Consider the following 20,154-nt stretch of genomic DNA (forward strand, 5'->3'; position numbering starts at 1 on the left):
ACCACCCGATCCCATCCCGAACTCGGAAGTGAAACGCAGCTGCGCCGATGGTAGTGTGGCTCAAGCCATGCGAGAGTAGGTCATCGCCAGGGTTTACACCCAAAACCCCGCTGCTTACGCAGCGGGGTTTTTCTTTGTGCGCGGTAAACACCGGGTAGTGCCGGCCGCTGGCCGGCAACCCGACGGTGTTACATCGCCCGGTAGATCCACGCCATCCGTGGATCCCCCTGCGAGGAACAGCGGCGCCAACCAAGGTTGGCCGCTACCAACAGCAGGCGCACACAGCGGTCGTTTGCCGGCCAGCGGCCGGCAACTTTGTGCGCGGTAAACACCGGGTAGTGCCGGCCGCTGGCCGGCAACCCGATGGCGTTACATCGCCCGGTAGATCCACGCCATGCGTGGATACCCCCTGCGAGGAGCAGCGGTGCCAACCAAGGTTGGCCGCCACCAACAGCAGGCCCACACAGCAATCGGTTGCCGGCCAGCGGCCGGCACTACCAGGGGCAGGTCACGCATAAAAAGACGGCGCCCTGCGGGCGCCGTCCTCATCCACTCGCTTGGCAGACCCTGATCAGGCGGCCCGCGGGACCTCGTGTGCTTCCTGCTGGCGGAAGACCGACACCGCTTCAGTCAGCGTCCCAGCCTGCGACTGCAGCTCACGTGCGGCAGCGGTGGCCTCCTCCACCAGCGCCGCGTTCTGCTGCGTGGCCTGATCCATCTGCACCACGGTCTGGTTGATCTGCTCGATGCCAACCGACTGCTCCTGAGAGGCCGCCGAAATCTCGTGCATCAGGTGGCTGACATTCTCAACGCCACCGACAATGCCCTGCATCCGCTGGCCCGCATCGGCCACCAGCTGGGCACCTTCGCCCACCTGGCGACCCGCCTCATCGATCAGCTTCTTGATTTCCTGTGCGGCGGCGGCGGAGCGCTGCGCCAGCACGCGCACCTCGCTGGCCACCACCGCGAAGCCGCGGCCCTGCTCGCCGGCACGGGCGGCCTCCACTGCCGCGTTGAGCGCGAGGATATTGGTCTGGAAGGCGATGCCATCGATCACGCCAGTGATGTCGCCGATCCGCTTCGAGGCTCCCTCGATCGCCTGCATGGTGTCGACGACCCGCTGCATGGCGACGTTGCCGTCGCTGGCGGCGCTCTGGGTGGTGATTGCCAGCTGGCTCGCCTCGCGCGCATGGGCAGCGTTCTGGCGCACGGTGGCGGTCAGCTCTTCCATCGAAGCGGCGGTTTCCTGCAGGTGCGCTGCCTGGCGCTCGCTGCGCTCGGACAGCGCGCCATTGCCCGCAGCGATTTCGCTCGCAGCGGTGCTGATCGAGGACGCGCACTGCTGGATACGGCCCACCATGCGCGCCAGCTGGCCGGCGGTGGCGTTGGCATCGCGCTGGATCGCGGCAAAGGCGCCGTGATACTCACCATGCATGCGTCGATCGAGGTCGCCGCTGGCCAGCGCCGAGAGCATCTGCCGCACCTCGTCAACCGTACTGCCCAACGTATCCAGCAACTGGTTGATGCCACCGGTGAGGCCATCGAGGAAGCTGGCACCTTCGGTTGCCTGCAGGCGCTGGTCGAGGTCGCCGGCGGCGGCGGCCGCGACGATGCCGGCGACGGCGTTCTCCAACGCGAGCTCATGGGTACGGTCATGCCACTCCACGGCGAAGCCCAGGCGCACGCCCTGTGCGTCGAAGACCGGAGTAACCACCTGTGCGAAGTGCACCGGGCCGATCTGTACCTTGCCGTTGTGGCTGACCTGCAGGCCATTGAGGATGGCGCGGATCCGGTCCGGGTTGGCGTGGAAGCGATGGATGCTGCTACCGACCAGGCGCTCGGCATCGAAATCGGGGAAGGCCTGGCGCAACGTTGCCTGCTGGTTACGCAGCAGGGCCACCACCGAGCGGTTCACGTAGCGGATCACGTGATCGTTGTCGGCAATCATCATCGCGGTGCGCGAGGCATCGAGGGCCTGGCGGATCTGCGCGTTCTCGGCGTGTGCCTCCGCTTCGCGTCCACGCTGGGCCTGCACATGGCGTGCGGTGTCGGCCAGCGCATGGGCCAGCGAACCTGGTGCGTAGGCGGTGGTGTCAGCATGTGCACCAAGATCGGCGCCGGTGGCGATGTCGCGCGCCAGCGCGGCCAGCCGGCGGGGACCGTGGCCGAGTGCTTCGGTCTGCTGGCGGAGCCGCAGTGCGACCTGGCCAAGGAACAGGGTCAGGCCGGCCAGCATCGCGGCCTGCAGCAGCGCCGGCCACAGCGCAGTACCGTCCAGCAGCGGTGCCAGCAGGGAGAGCGTACCGACGCCACCGGCCAGCCACACCGGAAGGCGATCACGGTGGCCCAGCAGCACGCCCAGCAGCAGGGCAATCGGCAATGCCGGTGACAGGCTGATGATCGCGCACAACACGGCCAGCTGCAGCGACAACAGCAACGCCAGACCGTTGCGGGCGACGGCCCGGCCCGCCTGGGGGCCGCCCAACCACGCGGCTGGCAATACGGCGACGGCCGCCAACGCGGCGGCTTGTGCCTGCGGCCCACGCAGCGCCAGCACCAGGGCAGCCATAGCCAATATCCCGCTGCCGATCAGCAGGCGGCGGTCAGCGCGGCGCGCGAGCTGCTGCAGATGCGGCAGGCGGGCGGTATCGGGGGGACGGGAGGATGCAACGGACATCGGCGACTCCTGGGTCAGCTAAAGACAACGGCCACGCCGCAACGCACGCAGCAGGGCGTGACGAGGGCGGGTGCCGGGAATTCGGGGAATGCGACGCGATCAGCGACGGGCAGACGTGGCACCGTGGCCACATCCTGTGGATGACGGTGCAGCAGAGCGGGCATGCGGACTTCCTTGCAGGACCAGACACACGCCGCAGGCCCGACCGGGTCCGCGTGCGGCGGGCGCAGGGGCCCGCAACTGATGTATCGGCCGCAACTGCGCGGAGTGAAGTGCGCGGACGCCGCGACTCAGCCGGCGTTGTCGTTGCTGAAGAAGTGCAGTATCACGTCTGCGATCTGTTCCGGGTTTTCCATGTGCAGGTGATGGTTGCCGGGAAACACCGCCAGCCGCCCGTTGCGCAGGTGCTGCAGGCGCTCGCTGCGCATCGGCTCGGGGTAGTAGGACTGCGCAGGCGCGGCATAGATTACCTGCGTCGGGCAGGCGATGGCCTGCAGCAGGTTGTCGATCTGGCCTTCGCTGAGGCGGATCGCGGTGGGCAGCATCAGCCGCGGATCGCTGCACCAGCGGTAGCCGCCCTCGACCGGTTCCACGCCCCGCTCGACCAGCAGCCGTGCGCATCCTTCGCTGAGCTGGTTGGTCATCATCCGCGCACGGATCGGCGCGGCCAGGTCAGGGAACACGCGCAACTGCTTGCGTGCCAGTCCCCGCGTGGCGTTTACATGTTCACGCAGACGGTTGGCCGTTTCTTCCTCGGGGCCACGCAGGCCGCCCAGTGCTTCGATCGCCACCAGCCGCTCGACGCGGTCGCTGACCGAGGTGGTGAGACTGGCGATGCCGGCGCCCATTGAATGACCGAGCAGACTGAAGCGGTCCCAGCCCAGCGCGTCGGCGACATCGAGTACGTGGCAGATCGCGGCGGCCGTGGTGTAGCTGGCACCGGCCGGCAGGTGCGCGCTGTGGCCATGCCCGGGCAGGTCGATGGCCACCAGCTGCAACGGCGACAGGTGCGGCGCCAGCGGCACGAAGCTGGCCGCATTGTCGAGCCAGCCATGCAGGGCCAGCACGCGCGGGCCGTCGCCGTGATTGCGCAGGCCGGCGACGCGCGCGCCACCGACCTCCAGTTCAAACGGCTGCAGACTCATGCCAGCGAGGCCACGGCCAGCCGCGCCAGGGCGCGAGCGTGTTCCGGATCGGCGTTGAGGCAGGGGATGTAGCGCATCGTCGCGCCGCGCTCGGCCAGCGTCTCGGTGAAGCCCAGCGCCACTTCCTCCAGCGTTTCCAGGCAATCGGTGGCAAAGCCCGGGCAGACCACGTCGATCTGCTTCACGCCGGATTCGGCCAGCGCCCACAGGCTGGGCTCGGCATACGGCTGCAGCCAGCGCTCGCGGCCGAAGCGCGACTGGTAACCCATCTGCCAGTCGTCCCTGCCCAGGCCCAGTGCGTGGGCGATGGCCTGCGCGCTTGCCTCGCAGCGCTGCGGATACGGGTCGCCCGCGTCGGCCAGGCGCTGTGGGATGCCATGGAAGGAGAACATCAGTTTCCGGCCGCGACCGTGCTGCTCCCAGTAGCGGCGGATCGATCCGGCCACGGCCTCGACCCAGCCTGGATCGACCGAGTAATCGCGCACCAGGCTGACGGTTACGCCTGGGTTGCGGCGCTGCCACGCATCGACGCGGTCTTCGACCGAGGCGGTGGTGGTGGTGGAGTACTGCGGGTACAGCGGCAGCACCACGATGCGGCGCGCGCCGTCGGCTGCTAGGCGGTCGAGCTCGCTGGCCAGCGCCGGTTCGCCGTAACGCATCGCATGGCGCACTGTCAGGGTCGGCAACAGGGCCTGCATGGCCTGCGCCAGCTGGCGTGTATGCACCATCAGCGGTGAGCCGTCGGGCAGCCAGACCTGGGCGTACTTGGCCGCCGAACGACTGCTGCGCAGGGGCAGGATCAGTCCGCGCAGCAGCGGCTGCCACAGCAGTGGCGGGATCGCGACCACGCGGCGGTCGGACAGGAATTCGGCCAGGTAACGGCGTACGGCGGGGGCCGTCGGCGTCTCGGGCGTGCCTAGGTTGACCGCCAGCACGGCGGTATCGGGTGCGTCGAGCATGGGCGGTATTGTCGCCGATCCGGCGCCGTGCCGGGATGCAGGGTTCGGATTGCAGGCATAGCGCGCATCAATGTGAGCAGGGAACGCTCATTGGGGATTCATGACAACGCTACTAATTTCAGTCACTTGCTATATCTTCCTATGGACTGACTTCTGGAGCCTGCCATGCGTCGCCCGATCCAAGCCCTGCTGATCGCCGCCAGCCTGCTGTCCAGCCAGGCCATGGCCGGACCGCAGGAAGACCAGCGTGCGCGCAATGCCGTGCGCGTGCTTGCTGAAATCCAGGAAATCCCCGAACAGGGCATTCCGGACAAACTGCTCGACGAAGGCCGCGCGGTCATCGTCATTCCCGACACGATCAAGGCCGGTCTGGTCATTGGTGGTCGTCGTGGCCACGGCCTGATGTCGGTGCGCATGCCCAACGGCGCCTGGTCCAATCCGGTGTTCGTGAAGCTGACCGGCGGCAGCATCGGCTTCCAGGCCGGCGTGCAGTCCTCGGACGTGGTGCTGGTGTTCCGCAACGACCGCAGCCTGGACAACCTGGTCAATGGCAAGTTCACGCTGGGCGCCGATGCCGGTGTCGCCGCCGGCCCGGTCGGCCGCAATGCCGCCGCTGCCACCGACGGCCAGCTGAAGGCCGAGATCTGGTCCTGGTCGCGCGCGCGCGGCCTGTTTGCCGGCGTCGCGCTGGATGGTGCGGTGCTGCAGATCGATGATGCCGCCAATCTGGATGCCTACGGCAGCAACACCACGCCGCGCATGATCTTCGAAGGCCGCGCTGCCGGTTCGCCGTCGATGGATGTGGTGGCCTTCCGTGACCGCCTGGAAGAGGCCACCTACGCTGCACGCAGCAACCGCAGCGGCAACGGCAGCGCACCGCGTCCGGCAGCGGCCCCGGCGGTTGCGCCGGCGCCTGTTCAGGCAGCACCGGCCGCCCCGGCGGAAGCCACCACGGCGCCGCTGCAGAACGTGCCGCAGACCCCGCCACCGCAGCAGCAGGGCTTCCAGCCGGTCAATGACGGCGAAATCCGCACGGAAACGCTGGGCGGGAACTGACTTTCGTCACGCGCGCCGGCTTACAGCCGGTGCGCTATGCTCGACAGCCTGATCACTAACGTAACGAGCGTCTTTATGGGCAGTTTCAGCATCTGGCATTGGTTGGTCGTGCTGGCCATCGTCCTGCTGGTGTTCGGCACCAAGCGCCTGACCAGTGGCGCCAAGGACCTCGGCTCGGCGGTCAAGGAATTCAAGAAGGGCATGCGCGACGACGACAAGCCGAACGCGCAGCTGGGCGACGAGTCGCGCAGCCAGGATGCCTCGCGCACCGTGCAGGACGAGCACGACCGCAACCCACGCTGATCCGGAGCGGTCGCGGTGTTCGATATCGGCTTCAGCGAACTGCTGGTGATTGCCGTGGTCGCTCTGGTGGTGCTCGGTCCCGAGCGCCTGCCCAAGGCGGCCCGCTTCGCCGGCCTGTGGGTGCGTCGTGCCCGCAACCAGTGGGATTCGGTGAAACAGGAACTGGAGCGCGAACTGCACGCTGAAGAGATCAAGCGGCAGATGCAGGACGTGCGCCAAGGCATGCAGGACACCGAGAACCAGCTGCGCGCCAGTGGCGAAGCGCTCCGTCGCCAGGCCCAGCAGGCGCGGCAGCAGGGCGACGATCTGGCGCAGGAAGTGCGAGCACCGGCGCAGGCCGATCTGCCGCCGCACATGATTGCCCAGCCCGGCGTGGACCCACCGGCCCAGGCTGGCGCCGTTGCCGGGGCGGCTGCTGACGCGCCCGCTGAAGCAGCCGCGACACCGCCGCCGCAGAGCACGGAGCGCCAGCCATGAGTGAACAGGATTTCGGCGAAAGCTCGCTGGTCGAGCATCTGGTGGAACTGCGCGGCCGCCTGGTGCGCGCATTGCTGGGCCTGGGCGTGGTGCTGCTGGCGCTGCTGCCGTTTACCCAGAAGCTGTACAACGCACTGGCCGAACCGCTGGTGTCGCAGCTGCCGAACGGGCAGACGATGATCGCCACCAACCCGGCCGGCGCCTTCTTCGCCCCGCTGAAGCTGACCTTCTTCGTCGCCCTGTTCGTGGCGGTGCCGTGGCTGCTGTACCAGTTGTGGGCGTTTGTTGCCCCGGGCCTGTACGCGCGTGAGAAACGCCTGGCCGTACCGCTGCTGGTGTCGTCGGTGCTGCTGTTCTACATCGGCTGCGCCTTCGCCTACTTCCTGGTGCTGCCGGCGGTGTTCCACTTCCTCACCACCTTCAGCCCGGACGTGATCGCGATCACCCCGGATGCGAACGCCTACCTGGATTTCGTGCTGGCGATCTTCTTCGCCTTCGGCGGCAGCTTCGAACTGCCGGTGGCGATGGTGATCCTGGTGCTGCTGGGCTGGGTGACGCCGCAGCAGTTCAAGGAAGGCCGTGGCTACGCAATCGTCGGCATCTTCGTGGTAGCCGCAGTGCTGACTCCGCCGGACGTGGTCTCGCAGCTGATGCTGGCGATCCCGATGTGCCTGCTGTACGAGCTGGGCATCCACGCCGCACGCTGGCTGGTGCCGTCGTCGGTAGTGAAGAAACCCGCCGCGTGATGCGGTAGGGCCGGGCCATGCCCGGCGTGCGGGGTGCGATGTGATGCCACCGCCGGGCATGGCCCGGCGCTCCCGGTGGGACCGGTCAGGCGTGGAACACGTCGCTCGAGGTCGGCGTGGTCGGGATCGGCGGCGCTGCACGGCTGCCGCGATGCACGAACATCTGCTTCCACGCGGCGTAGACCGCACCGACATACAGCGGCATCAGCACCGTGGTCAGTACCAGCTGGGCGATGAAGGCCGCGGCCAGCGGGCCACCGATCAGCATCGCGATCTGGATCACGATCACGAACAGGATGTACATGCAGAACGCGGCGATCAGGCCGAGTGCGGCGAACACGATCATCGCGCCGATGTTTTCGATGCAGCCCTGCAGGCTCAGGCGCAGCGCATGCATGCCGCTCTGCTTGTCGAACACCACCAGCGCCGGCTGGGTGAACATCGCCAGCGACAGCGCCACCGCGCTCAGGAACACCAGCAGCATCCACAGCGCAATGCGCTTTGCCGGCAGGTTGGCGACCAGCGCGGCGGCATCGTCCGGCTTGATCTGCTGGCCACTGCGGCTGATCTCTTCCATCTTGGTCATGACCTCGCTGAAGGCGGTGAAGCCCTCGCGACCGATCATCATGAACAGCAGCGCGCCCAGCAGCAGTACCGCCAGCACCTGGATCGCCAGCGGCACCAGCAGGTGGCTGACGCGGTGGTCGCGGATCGGCTGCAGCAAGTGCGAGGCCAGGCCCGGGCGGCCTTCGTCGATCTCGCCCACGGCGTAGAGCATGCCGCCGAACATGATCGGCGAGATGGCCAGGGTCATCAGCTGCACGGCCATGCCTGCCGCGCCGGGAATCAGCGTGGACAACAGGGTGACCAGCCAGCTCACCAGCAGCCAGGCCAGGCCGATCCGGGCCAGCTGCAGCGGCGCACGCCGGTACAGGGAGAACGTATCCAGCAACCACTGGGCGCCCGCCGAAGCCGGCAGCTTGCGAATCTCTTTCATGGACATCCGGGAGGGACAGGAGGGGCCGGGCGGCTGCCCGTGCCGCCGATTATCCCTGTTTTGCCGTCGGCTGGGCTGAAGACAGCCGCGCCTGGCGCACGAAACGGCGCAACAGCTGGCGGGCCAGCGGCGCGGCGCTGACTGCGCGCTCGATGGTGCGGGCGCAGCCGCCGTGGCGACCGATGCAGTCGGCGCGGGCACGCACGTAGCCGCGCATGTGGTGGGTGGCGAATTCCGGATGGAACTGCACCCCCCAGGCGTGGCGGCCCCAGCGGAATGCATGGCAGCCATCCAGCGGCGAGCGTGCCAGCACCTGGGCACCCTCGGGCGCACGCAGCACGGTCTGCAGGTGGGTGGCGTGGGCGGCGAAATGCTGCGGCAGGCCCTGGAACAACGGGTCCTGTGCCGCCTGCGGCTGCAGTTCCAGTTCGATCGTGCCGGACTCGCGGCCAGCCGGGTTGTAGGCCACCTCGCCCCCCAGCGCATGGGCCAGCAACTGATGGCCATAGCAGATGCCGAACACTGGCAGACCGGCGTGGGCAGTCTGGCGCAGCCATGCGGCGCTGCGCTCGCTCCAGTCGGCGTGGTCGGTGACGAAGGCGGCCGAGCCGGTCACCAGCACGCCAGCAAAGGCATGCGGATCGGGCAGGGCGCCACCGTGCTCGACATCGACCACCACCGTCTCGTGTTCTTCCAGCCCGGCGGCGACGCGAATCCAGTGCGGAAAGCGCCCGTAGCGGCGCAATGACGGCACCGGTCGGCCGGTTTCAACGATCAGGAACGGGGCTGGATTCATCCGGGGGCGGCAGTACTGACAGGACTTCCTCGATTGTAGTCAGCCCCTGCGCCACCTTTTCAAGCCCGGCCTGGCGCAGGGTCCGCAGCCCTTCAGCACGTGCGGCACGGCTGAAACCGGCCAGATCCATGTCGGCGCGGATCTGCCCGCGCAGCCGCGAGCCCAATGGCAGCAACTCATACAGGCCGATGCGGCCAAGGAATCCGGTGCGCCGGCACTCCAGGCAGCCAACCGGCCGACAGGGCGTGGCGGCATCTGGATATGCGCCATCGCTATCAGCCAGCACCGCCCAGTCGGCAGCACCAAGGGTGTTCGGCTGCTTGCAGTGCGGGCACAGCGTGCGCACCAGGCGCTGGGCGAGGATGCCGTTGAGGGTGCTGGCGAGCAGGTAGTGCGGCACGCCCAGGTCGAGCAGGCGGGTGACCGCCGAGGGCGCGTCGTTGGTATGCAGGGTGGACAGCACCAGGTGGCCGGTCAGCGAGGCCTGGACCGCCATCTGCGCGGTCTCCAGGTCGCGGATCTCGCCGATCATGATGATGTCCGGGTCCTGCCGCAGCAGGGTGCGCACGCCGCTGGCGAAGTCCAGGTCGATGTTTGCCTGCACCTGCATCTGGTTGAACTCCGGCGCGATCATCTCGATCGGGTCCTCCACCGTGCACACGTTCACGTCCGGCGTGGCCAGCCGCTTCAGCGTGGAATACAGGGTGGTGGTCTTGCCCGAGCCGGTTGGACCGGTGACCAGCACGATGCCGTGCGGCCGCTCGACCAGCGCATTCCAGCCGGCGGCCTCCTGCGGGCTGAAACCGAGCTGGTCGATGCTCTTGAACGCAGCATCCGGGTCGAAGATGCGCATCACGCACTTCTCGCCGAAGGCGGTGGGCATGGTCGACAGGCGCATCTCGACCTCGCGGCCACCCGGCGAGCGGGTCTTGATGCGTCCATCCTGCGGGCGCCGCCGCTCGGCCAGGTCCATGCGGCCGAGCACCTTGATACGGCTGACCACCGCGGTCATCACCGCTGGCGGCACCTCGAACACCTTGTGCAGCACGCCGTCGATGCGGAAGCGCATGCGGCCCATCTCGCGACGCGGCTCCAGATGGATGTCCGAGGCGCGCTGTTCGTAGGCGTACTGCAGCAGCCAGTCGACGATGTGCACGATGTGCTGGTCGTCGGCATTGACGTCGCCGGTGCGGCCCAGCTCGACCAGCTGCTCGAAGCTGGGCAGCGTGGTGCTGGCCTCGCCACGCACGTCGCCACGGGCGCCGCGCACCGAGCGGGTCACCCCGTAGAACTCCATGGTGTAGCGGTGCAGGTCCAGCGGGTTGACCACTGCCAGCTCGATGCGGCGGCGGGTCAGGTGCTGCAGGTCGCGGCGCCATTCCTGCACCAGCGGCTCGCTGGTGGCCACCAGCACGCGCTCGGCGTCCACCGCCAGCGGCAGGAAGCGGTGGCGGCGGGCGTAGGCGTGGGAGACCAGCGCGGTGACCGCGGCGACGTCGACCCGGGTCGGGTCGATGCGCAGGTAGCGGCTGCCGGTGCGCTGCGCCAGCCACTCGGTCAGCCGTTCAAGGGTCAGCTCGCCGCCGCCGTTGGCGGCCAGCTTGAGGTTGGACAGCAGCACCAGCGGGTGCACTTCACTAGCATTGCGCGCGCCCTGCGCGGAAAACCGCATGCGCTCGCGGTCCTGCTCGGCCACCAGGTCATCGGCGACCAGAGCCGCGGCAATCTGCTCGAAATGCAGCCGTCCCCAGGGCAGCGGGACGCCGCCCGCCTCGCCGGGCGTGCCTGCCGGCAGCCGATGTTCCATCTGCCTGCTCCTCCCGGGTACGGAATGCCCCGCAGGTCGGCCGTTATACTAGCGCACCCCCTTGCCGGCCAAGACTCGTACGCATGTCCGCGACCCCGACCGTTCCGATCACCTTCCAGGGCCTGATCCAGACCCTGAACCAGTTCTGGGCCCAGCAGGGCTGCGTGCTCATCCAGCCGCTCGACCTGGAGGTGGGCGCCGGTACCTTCCACCCGGCCACCTTCCTGCGTGCGATCGGTCCGGAAGGCTGGAATGCGGCCTACGTGCAGCCGTCGCGGCGCCCGACCGATGGCCGTTACGGTGAGAACCCGAACCGCCTGCAGCGCTACTACCAGTACCAGGTGGCGATGAAACCGGCGCCGGACAACATCCAGCAGTTGTACCTGGATTCGCTGAAGGCACTGGGCATCGATCCGCTGGTGCACGACCTGCGCTTCGTCGAGGACAACTGGGAATCGCCGACGCTGGGCGCGTGGGGCCTGGGCTGGGAAGTCTGGCTCAACGGCATGGAAGTGACCCAGTTCACCTACTTCCAGCAGGCCGGTGGCCTGGAATGCCGCCCGGTGCTGGGCGAGATCACCTATGGTCTCGAGCGCCTGTGCATGTACCTGCAGAACTGCGACAACGTCTACGACCTGGTCTGGACCTACGGCCCGGACGGCCAGCCGGTGACCTACGGTGACGTCTACCACCAGAACGAGGTGGAGCAGAGCACCTACAACTTCGAATACGCCGACGTGGAAGAAATGTTCCACCGCTTCGATGCCTGCGAGCGTGAAGCGCAGAAGCTGGTGGAAGTGGGCCTGCCGCTGCCGGCCTACGAGCAGGTGATGAAGGCCAGCCACACCTTCAACCTGCTCGATGCGCGCCGCGCGATCAGCGTGACCGAGCGCCAGCGCTACATCCTGCGGGTGCGCGCGCTGGCCCAGGCGGTGGCCAAGGCGTATTACGAGCAGCGCGAGAAGCTGGGCTTCCCGGGCGCGAAGAAGGCCTGAAGGCCGCGCTCTCCCCCTTACTCCGGGGCGCCGGACGCGTCGCGCGCTGCGCCCCCACCACAGGATTGAAACGATGAGCCAACTGTCCCCCCTGCTGATTGAACTGGGCACCGAAGAGTTGCCGGTCAAGGCGCTGCCGGGCCTGGCCCAGGCCTTCTTTGACGGTGTTGTCGAAGGCCTGCGCAAGCGTGGCATCGCGCTGGAACTGGGCGATGCGCGCCCGCTGTCCACCCCGCGCCGCCTGGCCGTGCTGCTGCCGGGCGTCGGCCTGGAACAGCCGGAACAGCACAGCGAAGTGCTGGGCCCGTACCTGAACATCGCGCTGGACGCCGAAGGCCAGCCGACCAAGGCCCTGCAGGGCTTCGCCGCCAAGGCCGGGATCGACTGGACCGCGCTGGAGAAGACCACCGACAACAAGGGTGAGCGCTTCGTGCACCGCGCAGTGACCCCGGGCGCGAGCACCGCCAGCCTGCTGCCGGAGATCCTGCGCGAGGCGATCGCGGCGATGCCGATTCCCAAGCCGATGCGCTGGGGCGATCACGCCTGGGGTTTCGCGCGCCCGGCGCACTGGCTGGTGCTGCTGCACGGTGCCACTGTGGTCGAGGCCGAACTGTTCGGCCTGCAGGCCGGCCGTGTCAGCCGTGGCCACCGCTTCCACCACGACCAGGCCGTGTCGCTGGCACAGCCGCAGGACTACGTTGAAGCGCTGCGCGCCGCGTTCGTGCTGGTCGATCCGAGCGAGCGCCGCGCACGCATCGTCGCCGAGGTCGAAGCCGCCGCAGCCAAGGCCGGTGGCAGTGCCCGCATCACCGAGGACAACCTGGAGCAGGTGGTGAACCTGGTCGAATGGCCGTCGGCAGTGCTGTGCAGCTTCGAGCCCGCGTTCCTGGCGGTGCCGCAGGAAGCGCTGATCGAGACGATGGAAATCAACCAGAAGTTCTTCCCCGTGCTGGATGCGGCCGGCACGCTGACCGAGAAGTTCATCGGCATTGCCAACATCGAGTCGAAGAACGTGGCCGAAGTGGCCAAGGGCTACGAGCGGGTGATCCGCCCGCGCTTCGCCGATGCCAAGTTCTTCTTCGACGAGGATCTGAAGCAGGGCCTGGTGTCGATGGGTGAGGGCCTGAAGACGGTGACCTACCAGGCCAAGCTGGGCAGCGTGGCCGACAAGGTGGCGCGCGTGGCCGCACTGGCCGAAGTGATCGCAGCCCAGGTCGGTGCCGATCCGGCGCAGGCCAAGCGGGCTGCCGAGCTGGCCAAGAACGACCTGCAGTCGCGCATGGTCAACGAATTCCCGGAACTGCAGGGCATCGCCGGCCGCCACTACGCCGTGGCAGGTGGTGAATCGGCCGACGTGGCACTGGCCATCGACGAGGCCTACCAGCCGCGCTTCGGTGGTGATGACATCGCGCTGTCGCCGCTGGGCAAGGTGCTGGCCATCGCCGAACGCGTGGATACGCTGGCCGGTGGTTTTGCTGCAGGCCTGAAGCCGACCGGCAACAAGGACCCGTTCGCCCTGCGCCGCAACGCGCTGGGCCTGGCCCGCACGATCATCGAAAGCGGCTTCGAGCTGGACCTGCGCGCGCTGCTGGCCAGCGCCAACGGCGGCCTGGCGGCGCGCAACGTGCAGGCCGACGTCGGCGAGCTGTACGACTTCATCCTCGACCGCCTGAAGGGCTACTACGGCGACAAGGGCGTGCCGGCTTCACACTTCAACGCTGTGGCCGAGCTGAAACCGGCCTCGCTGTACGACTTCGACCGCCGCTTGGATGCGATCGGCATCTTTGCGACGCTGCCGGAAGCCGAAGCGCTGGCCGCGGCCAACAAGCGCATCCGCAACATCCTGCGCAAGGCCGAGGGCGAGATTCCGGCGCAGATCGACGCGGCACTGCTGCAGGAAGATGCCGAGCGCGCGCTGGCCGAAGCGGTCACCGCCGCCATTGATGACACCGGCGCCAGCCTGCACCAGAAGGACTATGTGGCGGTGCTGGCACGCCTGGCGCGCCTGCGTCCGCAGGTCGACGCGTTCTTCGATGGCGTGATGGTCAACGCGGAGGATCCGGCGCTGCGTGGCAACCGCCTGGCGCTGCTGACGATGCTGGGCGAGCGCCTGGGCAAGGTGGCGGCGATCGAGCATCTGTCGAGCTGACGCCCGTATCGGTAGTGCCGGCCGCTGGCCGGCATTGCCCCGGATCTGTGGGTTGCCGGCCAGCGGCCGGCACTACCGGAACATCGCCGGCGGATGTCCATCGGGATCATCGCCGTCGCCGCACGCGACGTCGGCATCCTCGCGTGCGATCCCGATGATTGCCACAAAGGCGCGTATTTTGACCGCCACTTAACAACCGATCTCCAACGACGTGATGCATTTCGCATCGTCACCTCCGGTCGGTATGCTGTGCCGCATGCAGCCAAAGAAATACGCCCTGCCGCTGATGGTCCTGTCGCTGGCCGCCACCTCCGTGGCCCACGCGCGCGGCACCATCGACAAGGTGGACATCAAGGGATTGGACAAGGGCGACGACGCCGCAATCATCGAGAACATCCAGGAATCGCTGTCGCTGTTCGACACGATCGGCAAGGAGCAGGGTGAATCGCGCCTGGAGTACCTGCTGTCGCAGGCCGAGCGGCAGACCCGCCAGGCGCTGGAACCGTTCGGGTACTACAACCCGGTGATCAAGGTCGAGGCGCCGCGCCAGGATGAGCACGTGCGCGTGCTCATCCATGTCGACAAGGGGGCCCCGGTGACCGTGCGCCGCGAGCACATCGACATCACCGGCCCGGCGATGTACGACCAGTACCTGCAGGACGACCTGGCCGCATTCAAGCCCCGCAAGGGCCAGCGCTTCGAGCACACCCAGTACGAAGCCAGCAAGATCACCATCACCCGGCGCCTGGCCGAGCGTGGCTACTTCGACGCCGACTACACCCAGCGCCAGGTGCAGATCACCCGCGCCGACAACGCGGCCGACATCGACCTGACCTGGGACAGCGGCCGCCGCTACAACATGGGCCCGGTGCGCTTCCAGCAGGACTACTTCGTCGACAAGCTGTTCGACCCGCTGGTGTACTGGGAGCAGGGCAGCTACTACCACGAGGGCAAGCTGGACCGGCTGCGCGAGTCGCTGACCAAGCTGGACTACTTCAGCGTGATCGACATCCAGCCGCGCCCGGACCAGGCCGACGAAAACGGCGAAGTGCCGGTGGACGTGAAGCTGACGCGCGCCAAGCGCACCATCTACACCGCGGGCCTGAGCTACGGCAGCGAGAGTGGCCCGGGTGTGCGTGGTGGCATCGAGCGGCGGTTCCTGAACAACCGCGGCCACAAGATGAACACGCAGCTGGACTATGCGCAGAAGCGCAAGAGCCTGATCACCAGCTACCGCATTCCAGCCTTCAACTGGCTTGATGGCTGGTACACCTTCGCTGCCAGCGCCTACGACGAGCAGACCGACTACATCGACCTGCGCAACTTCAAGCTGATCGCCAGCCGCAGCGGCGAGATCAACGAACACTGGACCGCGATCGCCTCGATCAACGCGCTGCGCGAGCGCTGGCGCTATGCCTCGGGCACCGAATTCACCGACGCGGTCTACAACACCTCGACGCTGGTCTACCCGCAGCTGGTCGCCGACTACGTCGACGTCGATGACGAGCTGTTCCCGCGCAAGGGCGTCAGCGGTACGGCAACGATGCGCGCCGGTGTGGAAGGTGCGGGTTCGGACACCAGCTTCGTGCAGGCCAATGCCGTGCTGCGCTGGTACATCCCGGTGGGCGATAGCAATCGCCTGATCCTGCGCGGCGAGGGTGGCACCACCTGGACCAGCGACCTGGTGGCGATGCCGCCGAGCCTGCGCTACTTCGCCGGTGGTGACCGCAGCATCCGCGGCTACGCCTACCGTGAGGTTGGCCCGCGTACGCCGAAGCCGGACAAGTATGCGCTGGGTGCCAAGAACCTGGTGATCGGCTCGGCCGAGTACGAGCACTACTTCAACGGTGGCCCCTGGGGTGCGGCGGTGTTCGTCGATACCGGCAGTGCCTTCGACAACACCATCGACCTGCATACCGGCGTCGGCTTCGGCGTGCGCTGGAAATCGCCGGTGGGCCCGGTGCGGGTGGATATCGCGCACGGCCTGAACAACCCGGATTCGCAGTTCCAGCTGTACCTCAACATCGGAGCGGACCTGTGAGTTCCCCCGCACCGACTCCGAACAGGCCGCCGCGCGTGCGTTTCTACCGGCGCCGCCGCTTCTGGGCCTGGTCCGGCGTGGGCGTGCTGGGCCTGGTGCTGCTGGCCCTGCTGGCGGTGTACTGGCTGCTGCAGACCGTGGCCGGCCGTGACGTACTGCTGGCCCAGGTGGTGGCGCGCCTGCCGGTGGGTGCCAGCTTCACCTGGGACAAGGTGGACGGCCCGGTGGCAGGGCCGCTGACCCTTTACAACGTCGACTTCCGTTACGACGACATCCATTTCCACGCCGAGCGCGCCTACCTGGAGCCGGACCTGCGCCCGCTGCTGGGCCGCAAGCTGCTGCTGGACAAGCTGGAGCTGAGCAACGCGACGTTGAACCTGGCCAAGAGCGATGAGCCGTTCGAGCTGCCGTCGTGGCCCGATTCGCTGCCGCAGATCGAGATGCCGCTGGCGATCCAGGCCGACGCCATCGCCATCGACGGCTTCCGCATCAGCCAGGCCAACGAGCCGGTGATCGACATCAGTCGCGTGCGTGGTGGCATCGAGATCGCCAATGGCGAGTTCCAGGCACGCAGGCTGGTGGTGGACAGCGACATGGGCAACTTCACCGCCCAGGGTCGCTACATCCCGGCCAAGGACTACGACACCGACGTGACCGTCACTGCCGTGCTGCCGGCACCGCGTGGGCGCACGGCCGCCACGGTGGGCCTGGTCGCCCGCGGTGACCTGTCGCACATGGAAGTGGCCGTAGCCGGGCGCGCGCCGAAGCCACTGCACGCGATGCTGGTGTTCGATGGCCGCACCGACCCGACCTGGAACGCCAGCGTGCGCAGCGACGAGCTGGATCTGGCGCTGCTGTCGCCAGCATTGGCGAGCTCGGCGATCGCGCCGTTGTCGCTGGACTTCACCGCCGCCGGCAAGGGCGGCAATGCCAACCTGCGTGGCAAGGTAAAGCAGGGCGATCAGGAACTGGAACTGGCACCGTCGGTGGTGTCATTGCAGGACCAGGTGCTGAAGGTCTCACCGCTGCTGGTGAAGGGCCTTGGCGGTGAGGCGCGGCTGGAAGGTACCGCCGATTTCAGTCAGGAAGACCAGCAGAAGCTCAACTTCTCGGTGGTCGCGCGTGACCTGACTTGGGTGCCGGCACCGGACCCGAACACCGCCGGCAGCGCACCGGTGCCGGTCACCCTGAAGGAAGCACGCTTCGGCCTGGCCGGTACCCTGAAGGCCTGGGCGGCGATCGGCCGCGCCGATGTCGAACGCGAAAAGCAGAAGGCCCAGCTGCGCTTCGACGTACGCGGCAACGACCAGGCCGCGTCGATCCACCAGTTGCAGGCGCAGACGCCGGGTGGACAGCTGCAGGTGGAAGGCCAGGTGGCGTGGGCACCGCAGCTGGACTGGGATGCCAAGGCCACGCTGAAGGACTTCGACCCTGGCTACTTCGTGCCGGGCTGGAACGGCCGGCTGTCCGGCAACCTGGCTTCGAAGGGACGGCAACTGCCGCCGCCGGCAAACGCACCGCCGGGTACCACCGGCACACTGGAAGCCACGGTCGATCTGCCGTCGCTGAAGGGCGTGCTGCGCCAGCGCAATCTCGATGCGCAGGGAAAGTTCGCGCTGCAGGGCGCGCAGGGCCAGGGCGACCTGAAGCTGTCGCTGGGCAGCAGCCGGGTGACCGCGTCGGGCAAGGTCGGCGACCGCCTCGATATCGATGCGCGTTTCGAACCGCTGCAGCTGAGCGATCTGCTGCCGGGTGCCGATGGTGGCCTGCGTGGCCAGGTACAGGTGAAGGGCCCGCGCGACGCGCCGGACATCACCGCCGACCTGGTCGGCAACAACCTCAACTGGGACGGCTACGGCGCCGAAAGCGTGAGCATCAAGGGCCGCCTGCCGTGGCGCGGCGACAGCGGCACGCTGGCGATCCAGGGCCAGCAGGTCAACGCGGGCATGCTGCTGGAGCGCTTGAACGTGGATGCGCAGGGCAGTGTCTCCAACCTGCGCCTGGCTGCGCAGACCCGCAACGAGATGGGGGCGATCGAGCTGCAGGGCAGCGTGCGCCAGCAGGGCACGCAGTGGCGCGGCGAGCTGGCCTCGCTGCGCATCGCACCGGTGAAGGGTGATGCGTGGTCGCTGCGTGCACCGGCGGCGTTCGCGATCAACGGCAGCACCTACACCCTGTCCGAAGCCTGCCTGGCCGCCGCCAGCAGCGGCGCGCTGTGCGCACAGGCCAACTGGCCGCGCGAAGGCCTGGTGGTGCGCAGTGACGCGCTGCCGCTGGCGCTGGTGCAGCCGTGGCTGCCGCCGCAGTCCGGCCGCCGCATCTATCTGCGCGGCGACGTCAGCCTGGACGCGCAGATCCGCCCGCGTGGCGCGGCCTGGGAAGGCCATGTGGAAGTGCGCTCGAAGGAAGGCGGCGTGCGCCTGGGCGAGAACCGCAACACCGTGGGCGATACCACCCGCGGCGAACTGGTGCGCTATGACCAGTTCTCGCTGAAGCTCGACATGACCCCGTCCAGCATCAAGGGCTACCTGGGCATGGGCTTCCAGGGCAACGGCTTCGTCGACGCGAAGATGCAGACCGGCTGGGAAGCCAGTGCACCACTGAACGGTGAGCTCTATCTGAACATGTCGCGGCTGTACTGGCTGGAGCTGTTCTCGCCGGACATCGTGCGCCCGACCGGCCTGATCGAGGGCCACGTGAGCCTGCGCGGTACGCGCGGGCAGCCGTCGCTGGGTGGCGACGCGCAGCTGAGCAACTTCAAGGGCGAATTCCCCGCGCTGGGCCTGACCTTCGACCAGGGCAAGGGCAGCTTCGTGGCCCAGCCCGACGGTTCAGCCAAGATCACCGCGCAGGCCAACTCCGGCCAGGGCACGCTGTACGTGGACGGTGGCCTGTCGTGGTTCGGTGATGCGCAGCCCTTGCAGCTGAAGATCCACGGCGAGAACGTGCTGCTGTCCAACACCAGCGAACTGCGCATCGTCGCCAACCCCAACCTCGACTTCACCCTGGCCAAGGCAGCGATGGAGCTGCGCGGTACCGTCCACGTGCCCGAGGCCGACATCGACCTGGAGCGCCTGGACCGTGGCACCTCGGTGTCCGAAGACGTGGTCGTGCTGGATCCGGCTGATCCGGAAGAGTCGCGCACCTCGCCGCTGGACATGGACCTGACCGTCAGCCTCGGCGAAAAGGTGAAGATGACCGGGTTCGGCCTGAAGGGCGCGCTGACCGGCAAGATGCAGGTCTGGGCCAAGCCCGGCCGCGAAATGACCGCCAATGGCGGCCTGGAAGTGAGCGGCCGCTACAAGGCGTACGGGCAGGACCTGACCATCACCCGCGGCAACCTCAACTGGAACTACAACGCGGTGTCCGACCCGCGCATCAACATCCGTGCCGAGCGACGGATCGGTGATGTCACCGCCGGCATCGACGTGACCGGGCGTGCCCAGCAACCGCGTGCCGACGTGTGGTCCGATCCTGCGATGTCGCAGTCCGAGGCACTGGCCTATCTGGTTCTGGGACGCAGCCTGACCGGCGCCAGCAGCGACCAGGCGCAGCAGGTCAACGCGGCCTCGGCGGCGCTCTCGGCCGGCAGTGGCCTGCTGGCGTCGCAGCTGGGTGCCAAGCTGGGCCTGGACGATGCCGGCGTGAGCCAGTCGCGCGCGCTGGGCGGCTCGGTGATCGGCGTCGGCAAGTACATCTCGCCCAAGCTGTACGTGGGTTACGGCGTGTCGCTGGTGGGCGCAGGTTCGGTGATCACGCTGAAGTACCTGCTGCGCCGCGGGTTTGATGTGGAAGTGGAGTCGAGCACGGTGGAAAACCGTGGGTCGATCAACTGGCGGCGGGAGAAGTAACCCGCCGTGGCATCCCTGTAGAGCCGAGCCATGCTCGGCTTCCGCGCGCAGCGTGGGAAGGTGGGGCGGGCAGAAGAGCAGCCGAGCGTGGGCTCGGCTCTACAGGTACGTGCCCCCAACCATCAGCCGTTGCCCCATGCGGCCCCAGCGGCTAT

General features: G+C 67.9%; 14 protein-coding genes and 1 rRNA gene. 9 read left to right on the plus strand and 6 right to left on the minus strand.

The features are described from left to right. A 5S ribosomal RNA gene (rrf, locus tag AC5P65_RS00005) occupies positions 1-92 on the plus strand; the annotation flags it as partial. A gap of 479 nt (positions 93-571) precedes the next feature. Here the strand turns inward: rrf and AC5P65_RS00010 are convergent. The 3 genes from AC5P65_RS00010 to hemH form a co-directional block, all read right to left on the minus strand. Continuing rightward, the gene (locus AC5P65_RS00010) at positions 572-2,677 is read right to left on the minus strand and encodes a methyl-accepting chemotaxis protein (RefSeq protein WP_021204699.1); all 2,106 of its coding nucleotides are present in this window, start codon (positions 2,675-2,677) and stop codon (positions 572-574) included. Between the two features lie 290 nt (positions 2,678-2,967). Further along, positions 2,968-3,822 (minus strand): alpha/beta fold hydrolase, encoded by an 855-nt coding sequence (locus AC5P65_RS00015; RefSeq protein WP_495215344.1) that lies wholly within the window; start codon positions 3,820-3,822, stop codon positions 2,968-2,970. Beyond that, positions 3,819-4,781: a ferrochelatase gene (gene hemH, locus AC5P65_RS00020; RefSeq protein ID WP_019661774.1), complete on the minus strand. Its 963-nt coding sequence runs from the start codon at positions 4,779-4,781 to the stop codon at positions 3,819-3,821. The genes AC5P65_RS00015 and hemH overlap by 4 nt, the downstream gene beginning before the upstream one ends. 165 nt (positions 4,782-4,946) lie before the next feature. Here hemH and AC5P65_RS00025 point away from each other — a divergent pair, with 165 nt between their 5' ends. From AC5P65_RS00025 to tatC, 4 genes are all read left to right on the plus strand, one after another. Then, entirely contained in the window at positions 4,947-5,837 is an 891-nt protein-coding gene (locus AC5P65_RS00025; protein ID WP_019661773.1) for a lipid-binding SYLF domain-containing protein, read from the plus strand. A 75-nt stretch (positions 5,838-5,912) separates the two neighbouring features. Beyond that, a complete protein-coding gene (tatA, locus tag AC5P65_RS00030) occupies positions 5,913-6,140 on the plus strand; it encodes a Sec-independent protein translocase subunit TatA (RefSeq protein ID WP_026347229.1) in 228 nt (75 codons plus the stop codon). Positions 6,141-6,155: 15 nt separating this feature from the next. Continuing rightward, complete coding sequence (tatB, locus tag AC5P65_RS00035; protein ID WP_019661771.1) at positions 6,156-6,617, plus strand: Sec-independent protein translocase protein TatB; 462 nt, start codon at positions 6,156-6,158, stop codon at positions 6,615-6,617. Then, positions 6,614-7,363, plus strand: a complete 750-nt coding sequence (gene tatC, locus AC5P65_RS00040; RefSeq protein WP_058979271.1) for a twin-arginine translocase subunit TatC — start codon at positions 6,614-6,616, stop codon at positions 7,361-7,363. Before tatB ends, tatC begins: the two co-directional genes overlap by 4 nt. An 85-nt stretch (positions 7,364-7,448) precedes the next feature. Here the strand turns inward: tatC and AC5P65_RS00045 are convergent, their stop codons facing one another. The 3 genes from AC5P65_RS00045 to AC5P65_RS00055 are packed head-to-tail and all read right to left on the minus strand — an operon-like array spanning position 7,449 to position 10,963. Then, the gene (locus tag AC5P65_RS00045; protein ID WP_019661770.1) at positions 7,449-8,360 is read right to left on the minus strand and encodes a BPSS1780 family membrane protein; all 912 of its coding nucleotides are present in this window, start codon (positions 8,358-8,360) and stop codon (positions 7,449-7,451) included. Positions 8,361-8,409: 49 nt separating this feature from the next. Continuing rightward, positions 8,410-9,156, minus strand: a complete 747-nt coding sequence (locus AC5P65_RS00050; protein WP_111098080.1) for a glutamine amidotransferase — start codon at positions 9,154-9,156, stop codon at positions 8,410-8,412. Then, positions 9,128-10,963 (minus strand): GspE/PulE family protein, encoded by a 1,836-nt coding sequence (locus tag AC5P65_RS00055; RefSeq protein ID WP_111098079.1) that lies wholly within the window; start codon positions 10,961-10,963, stop codon positions 9,128-9,130. Before AC5P65_RS00055 ends, AC5P65_RS00050 begins: the two co-directional genes overlap by 29 nt. Positions 10,964-11,046: 83 nt before the next feature. Between AC5P65_RS00055 and glyQ the strand changes: the two genes are divergently transcribed. The 4 genes from glyQ to AC5P65_RS00075 all read left to right on the plus strand — a co-directional run bounded on the left by glyQ (position 11,047) and on the right by AC5P65_RS00075 (position 19,999). Further along, a complete protein-coding gene (glyQ, locus tag AC5P65_RS00060; RefSeq protein WP_111098078.1) occupies positions 11,047-11,958 on the plus strand; it encodes a glycine--tRNA ligase subunit alpha in 912 nt (303 codons plus the stop codon). Positions 11,959-12,031: 73 nt separating this feature from the next. Continuing rightward, a complete protein-coding gene (gene glyS / locus AC5P65_RS00065; protein WP_111098077.1) occupies positions 12,032-14,107 on the plus strand; it encodes a glycine--tRNA ligase subunit beta in 2,076 nt (691 codons plus the stop codon). A gap of 244 nt (positions 14,108-14,351) precedes the next feature. Then, positions 14,352-16,148 carry an autotransporter assembly complex protein TamA gene (locus AC5P65_RS00070; protein WP_019661765.1) on the plus strand — a complete coding sequence of 599 codons (1,797 nt, stop codon included), beginning with the start codon at positions 14,352-14,354 and terminating at the stop codon, positions 16,146-16,148. Further along, positions 16,145-19,999 carry a translocation/assembly module TamB domain-containing protein gene (locus AC5P65_RS00075; protein ID WP_111098076.1) on the plus strand — a complete coding sequence of 1,285 codons (3,855 nt, stop codon included), beginning with the start codon at positions 16,145-16,147 and terminating at the stop codon, positions 19,997-19,999. Before AC5P65_RS00070 ends, AC5P65_RS00075 begins: the two co-directional genes overlap by 4 nt. Positions 20,000-20,154 lie beyond the last annotated feature (155 nt).

It is taken from the genome of Stenotrophomonas sp. YJH_SMC_48-3 (assembly GCF_059369375.1).

What these genes read in the sequence shown, in the direction of transcription:
- hemH (WP_019661774.1), bottom strand. Translation starts at nt 4,781, where the DNA reads ATGCTCGACGCACCCGATACCGCCGTGCTGGCGGTCAACCTAGGCACG.
- glyS (WP_111098077.1), top strand. Translation starts at nt 12,032, where the DNA reads ATGAGCCAACTGTCCCCCCTGCTGATTGAACTGGGCACCGAAGAGTTG.
- AC5P65_RS00055 (WP_111098079.1), bottom strand. Translation starts at nt 10,963, where the DNA reads ATGGAACATCGGCTGCCGGCAGGCACGCCCGGCGAGGCGGGCGGCGTC.
- glyQ (WP_111098078.1), top strand. Translation starts at nt 11,047, where the DNA reads ATGTCCGCGACCCCGACCGTTCCGATCACCTTCCAGGGCCTGATCCAG.
- AC5P65_RS00070 (WP_019661765.1), top strand. Translation starts at nt 14,352, where the DNA reads ATGCTGTGCCGCATGCAGCCAAAGAAATACGCCCTGCCGCTGATGGTC.
- AC5P65_RS00010 (WP_021204699.1), bottom strand. Translation starts at nt 2,677, where the DNA reads ATGTCCGTTGCATCCTCCCGTCCCCCCGATACCGCCCGCCTGCCGCAT.
- tatC (WP_058979271.1), top strand. Translation starts at nt 6,614, where the DNA reads ATGAGTGAACAGGATTTCGGCGAAAGCTCGCTGGTCGAGCATCTGGTG.
- tatA (WP_026347229.1), top strand. Translation starts at nt 5,913, where the DNA reads ATGGGCAGTTTCAGCATCTGGCATTGGTTGGTCGTGCTGGCCATCGTC.
- AC5P65_RS00025 (WP_019661773.1), top strand. Translation starts at nt 4,947, where the DNA reads ATGCGTCGCCCGATCCAAGCCCTGCTGATCGCCGCCAGCCTGCTGTCC.
- AC5P65_RS00050 (WP_111098080.1), bottom strand. Translation starts at nt 9,156, where the DNA reads ATGAATCCAGCCCCGTTCCTGATCGTTGAAACCGGCCGACCGGTGCCG.
- AC5P65_RS00015 (WP_495215344.1), bottom strand. Translation starts at nt 3,822, where the DNA reads ATGAGTCTGCAGCCGTTTGAACTGGAGGTCGGTGGCGCGCGCGTCGCC.
- AC5P65_RS00045 (WP_019661770.1), bottom strand. Translation starts at nt 8,360, where the DNA reads ATGAAAGAGATTCGCAAGCTGCCGGCTTCGGCGGGCGCCCAGTGGTTG.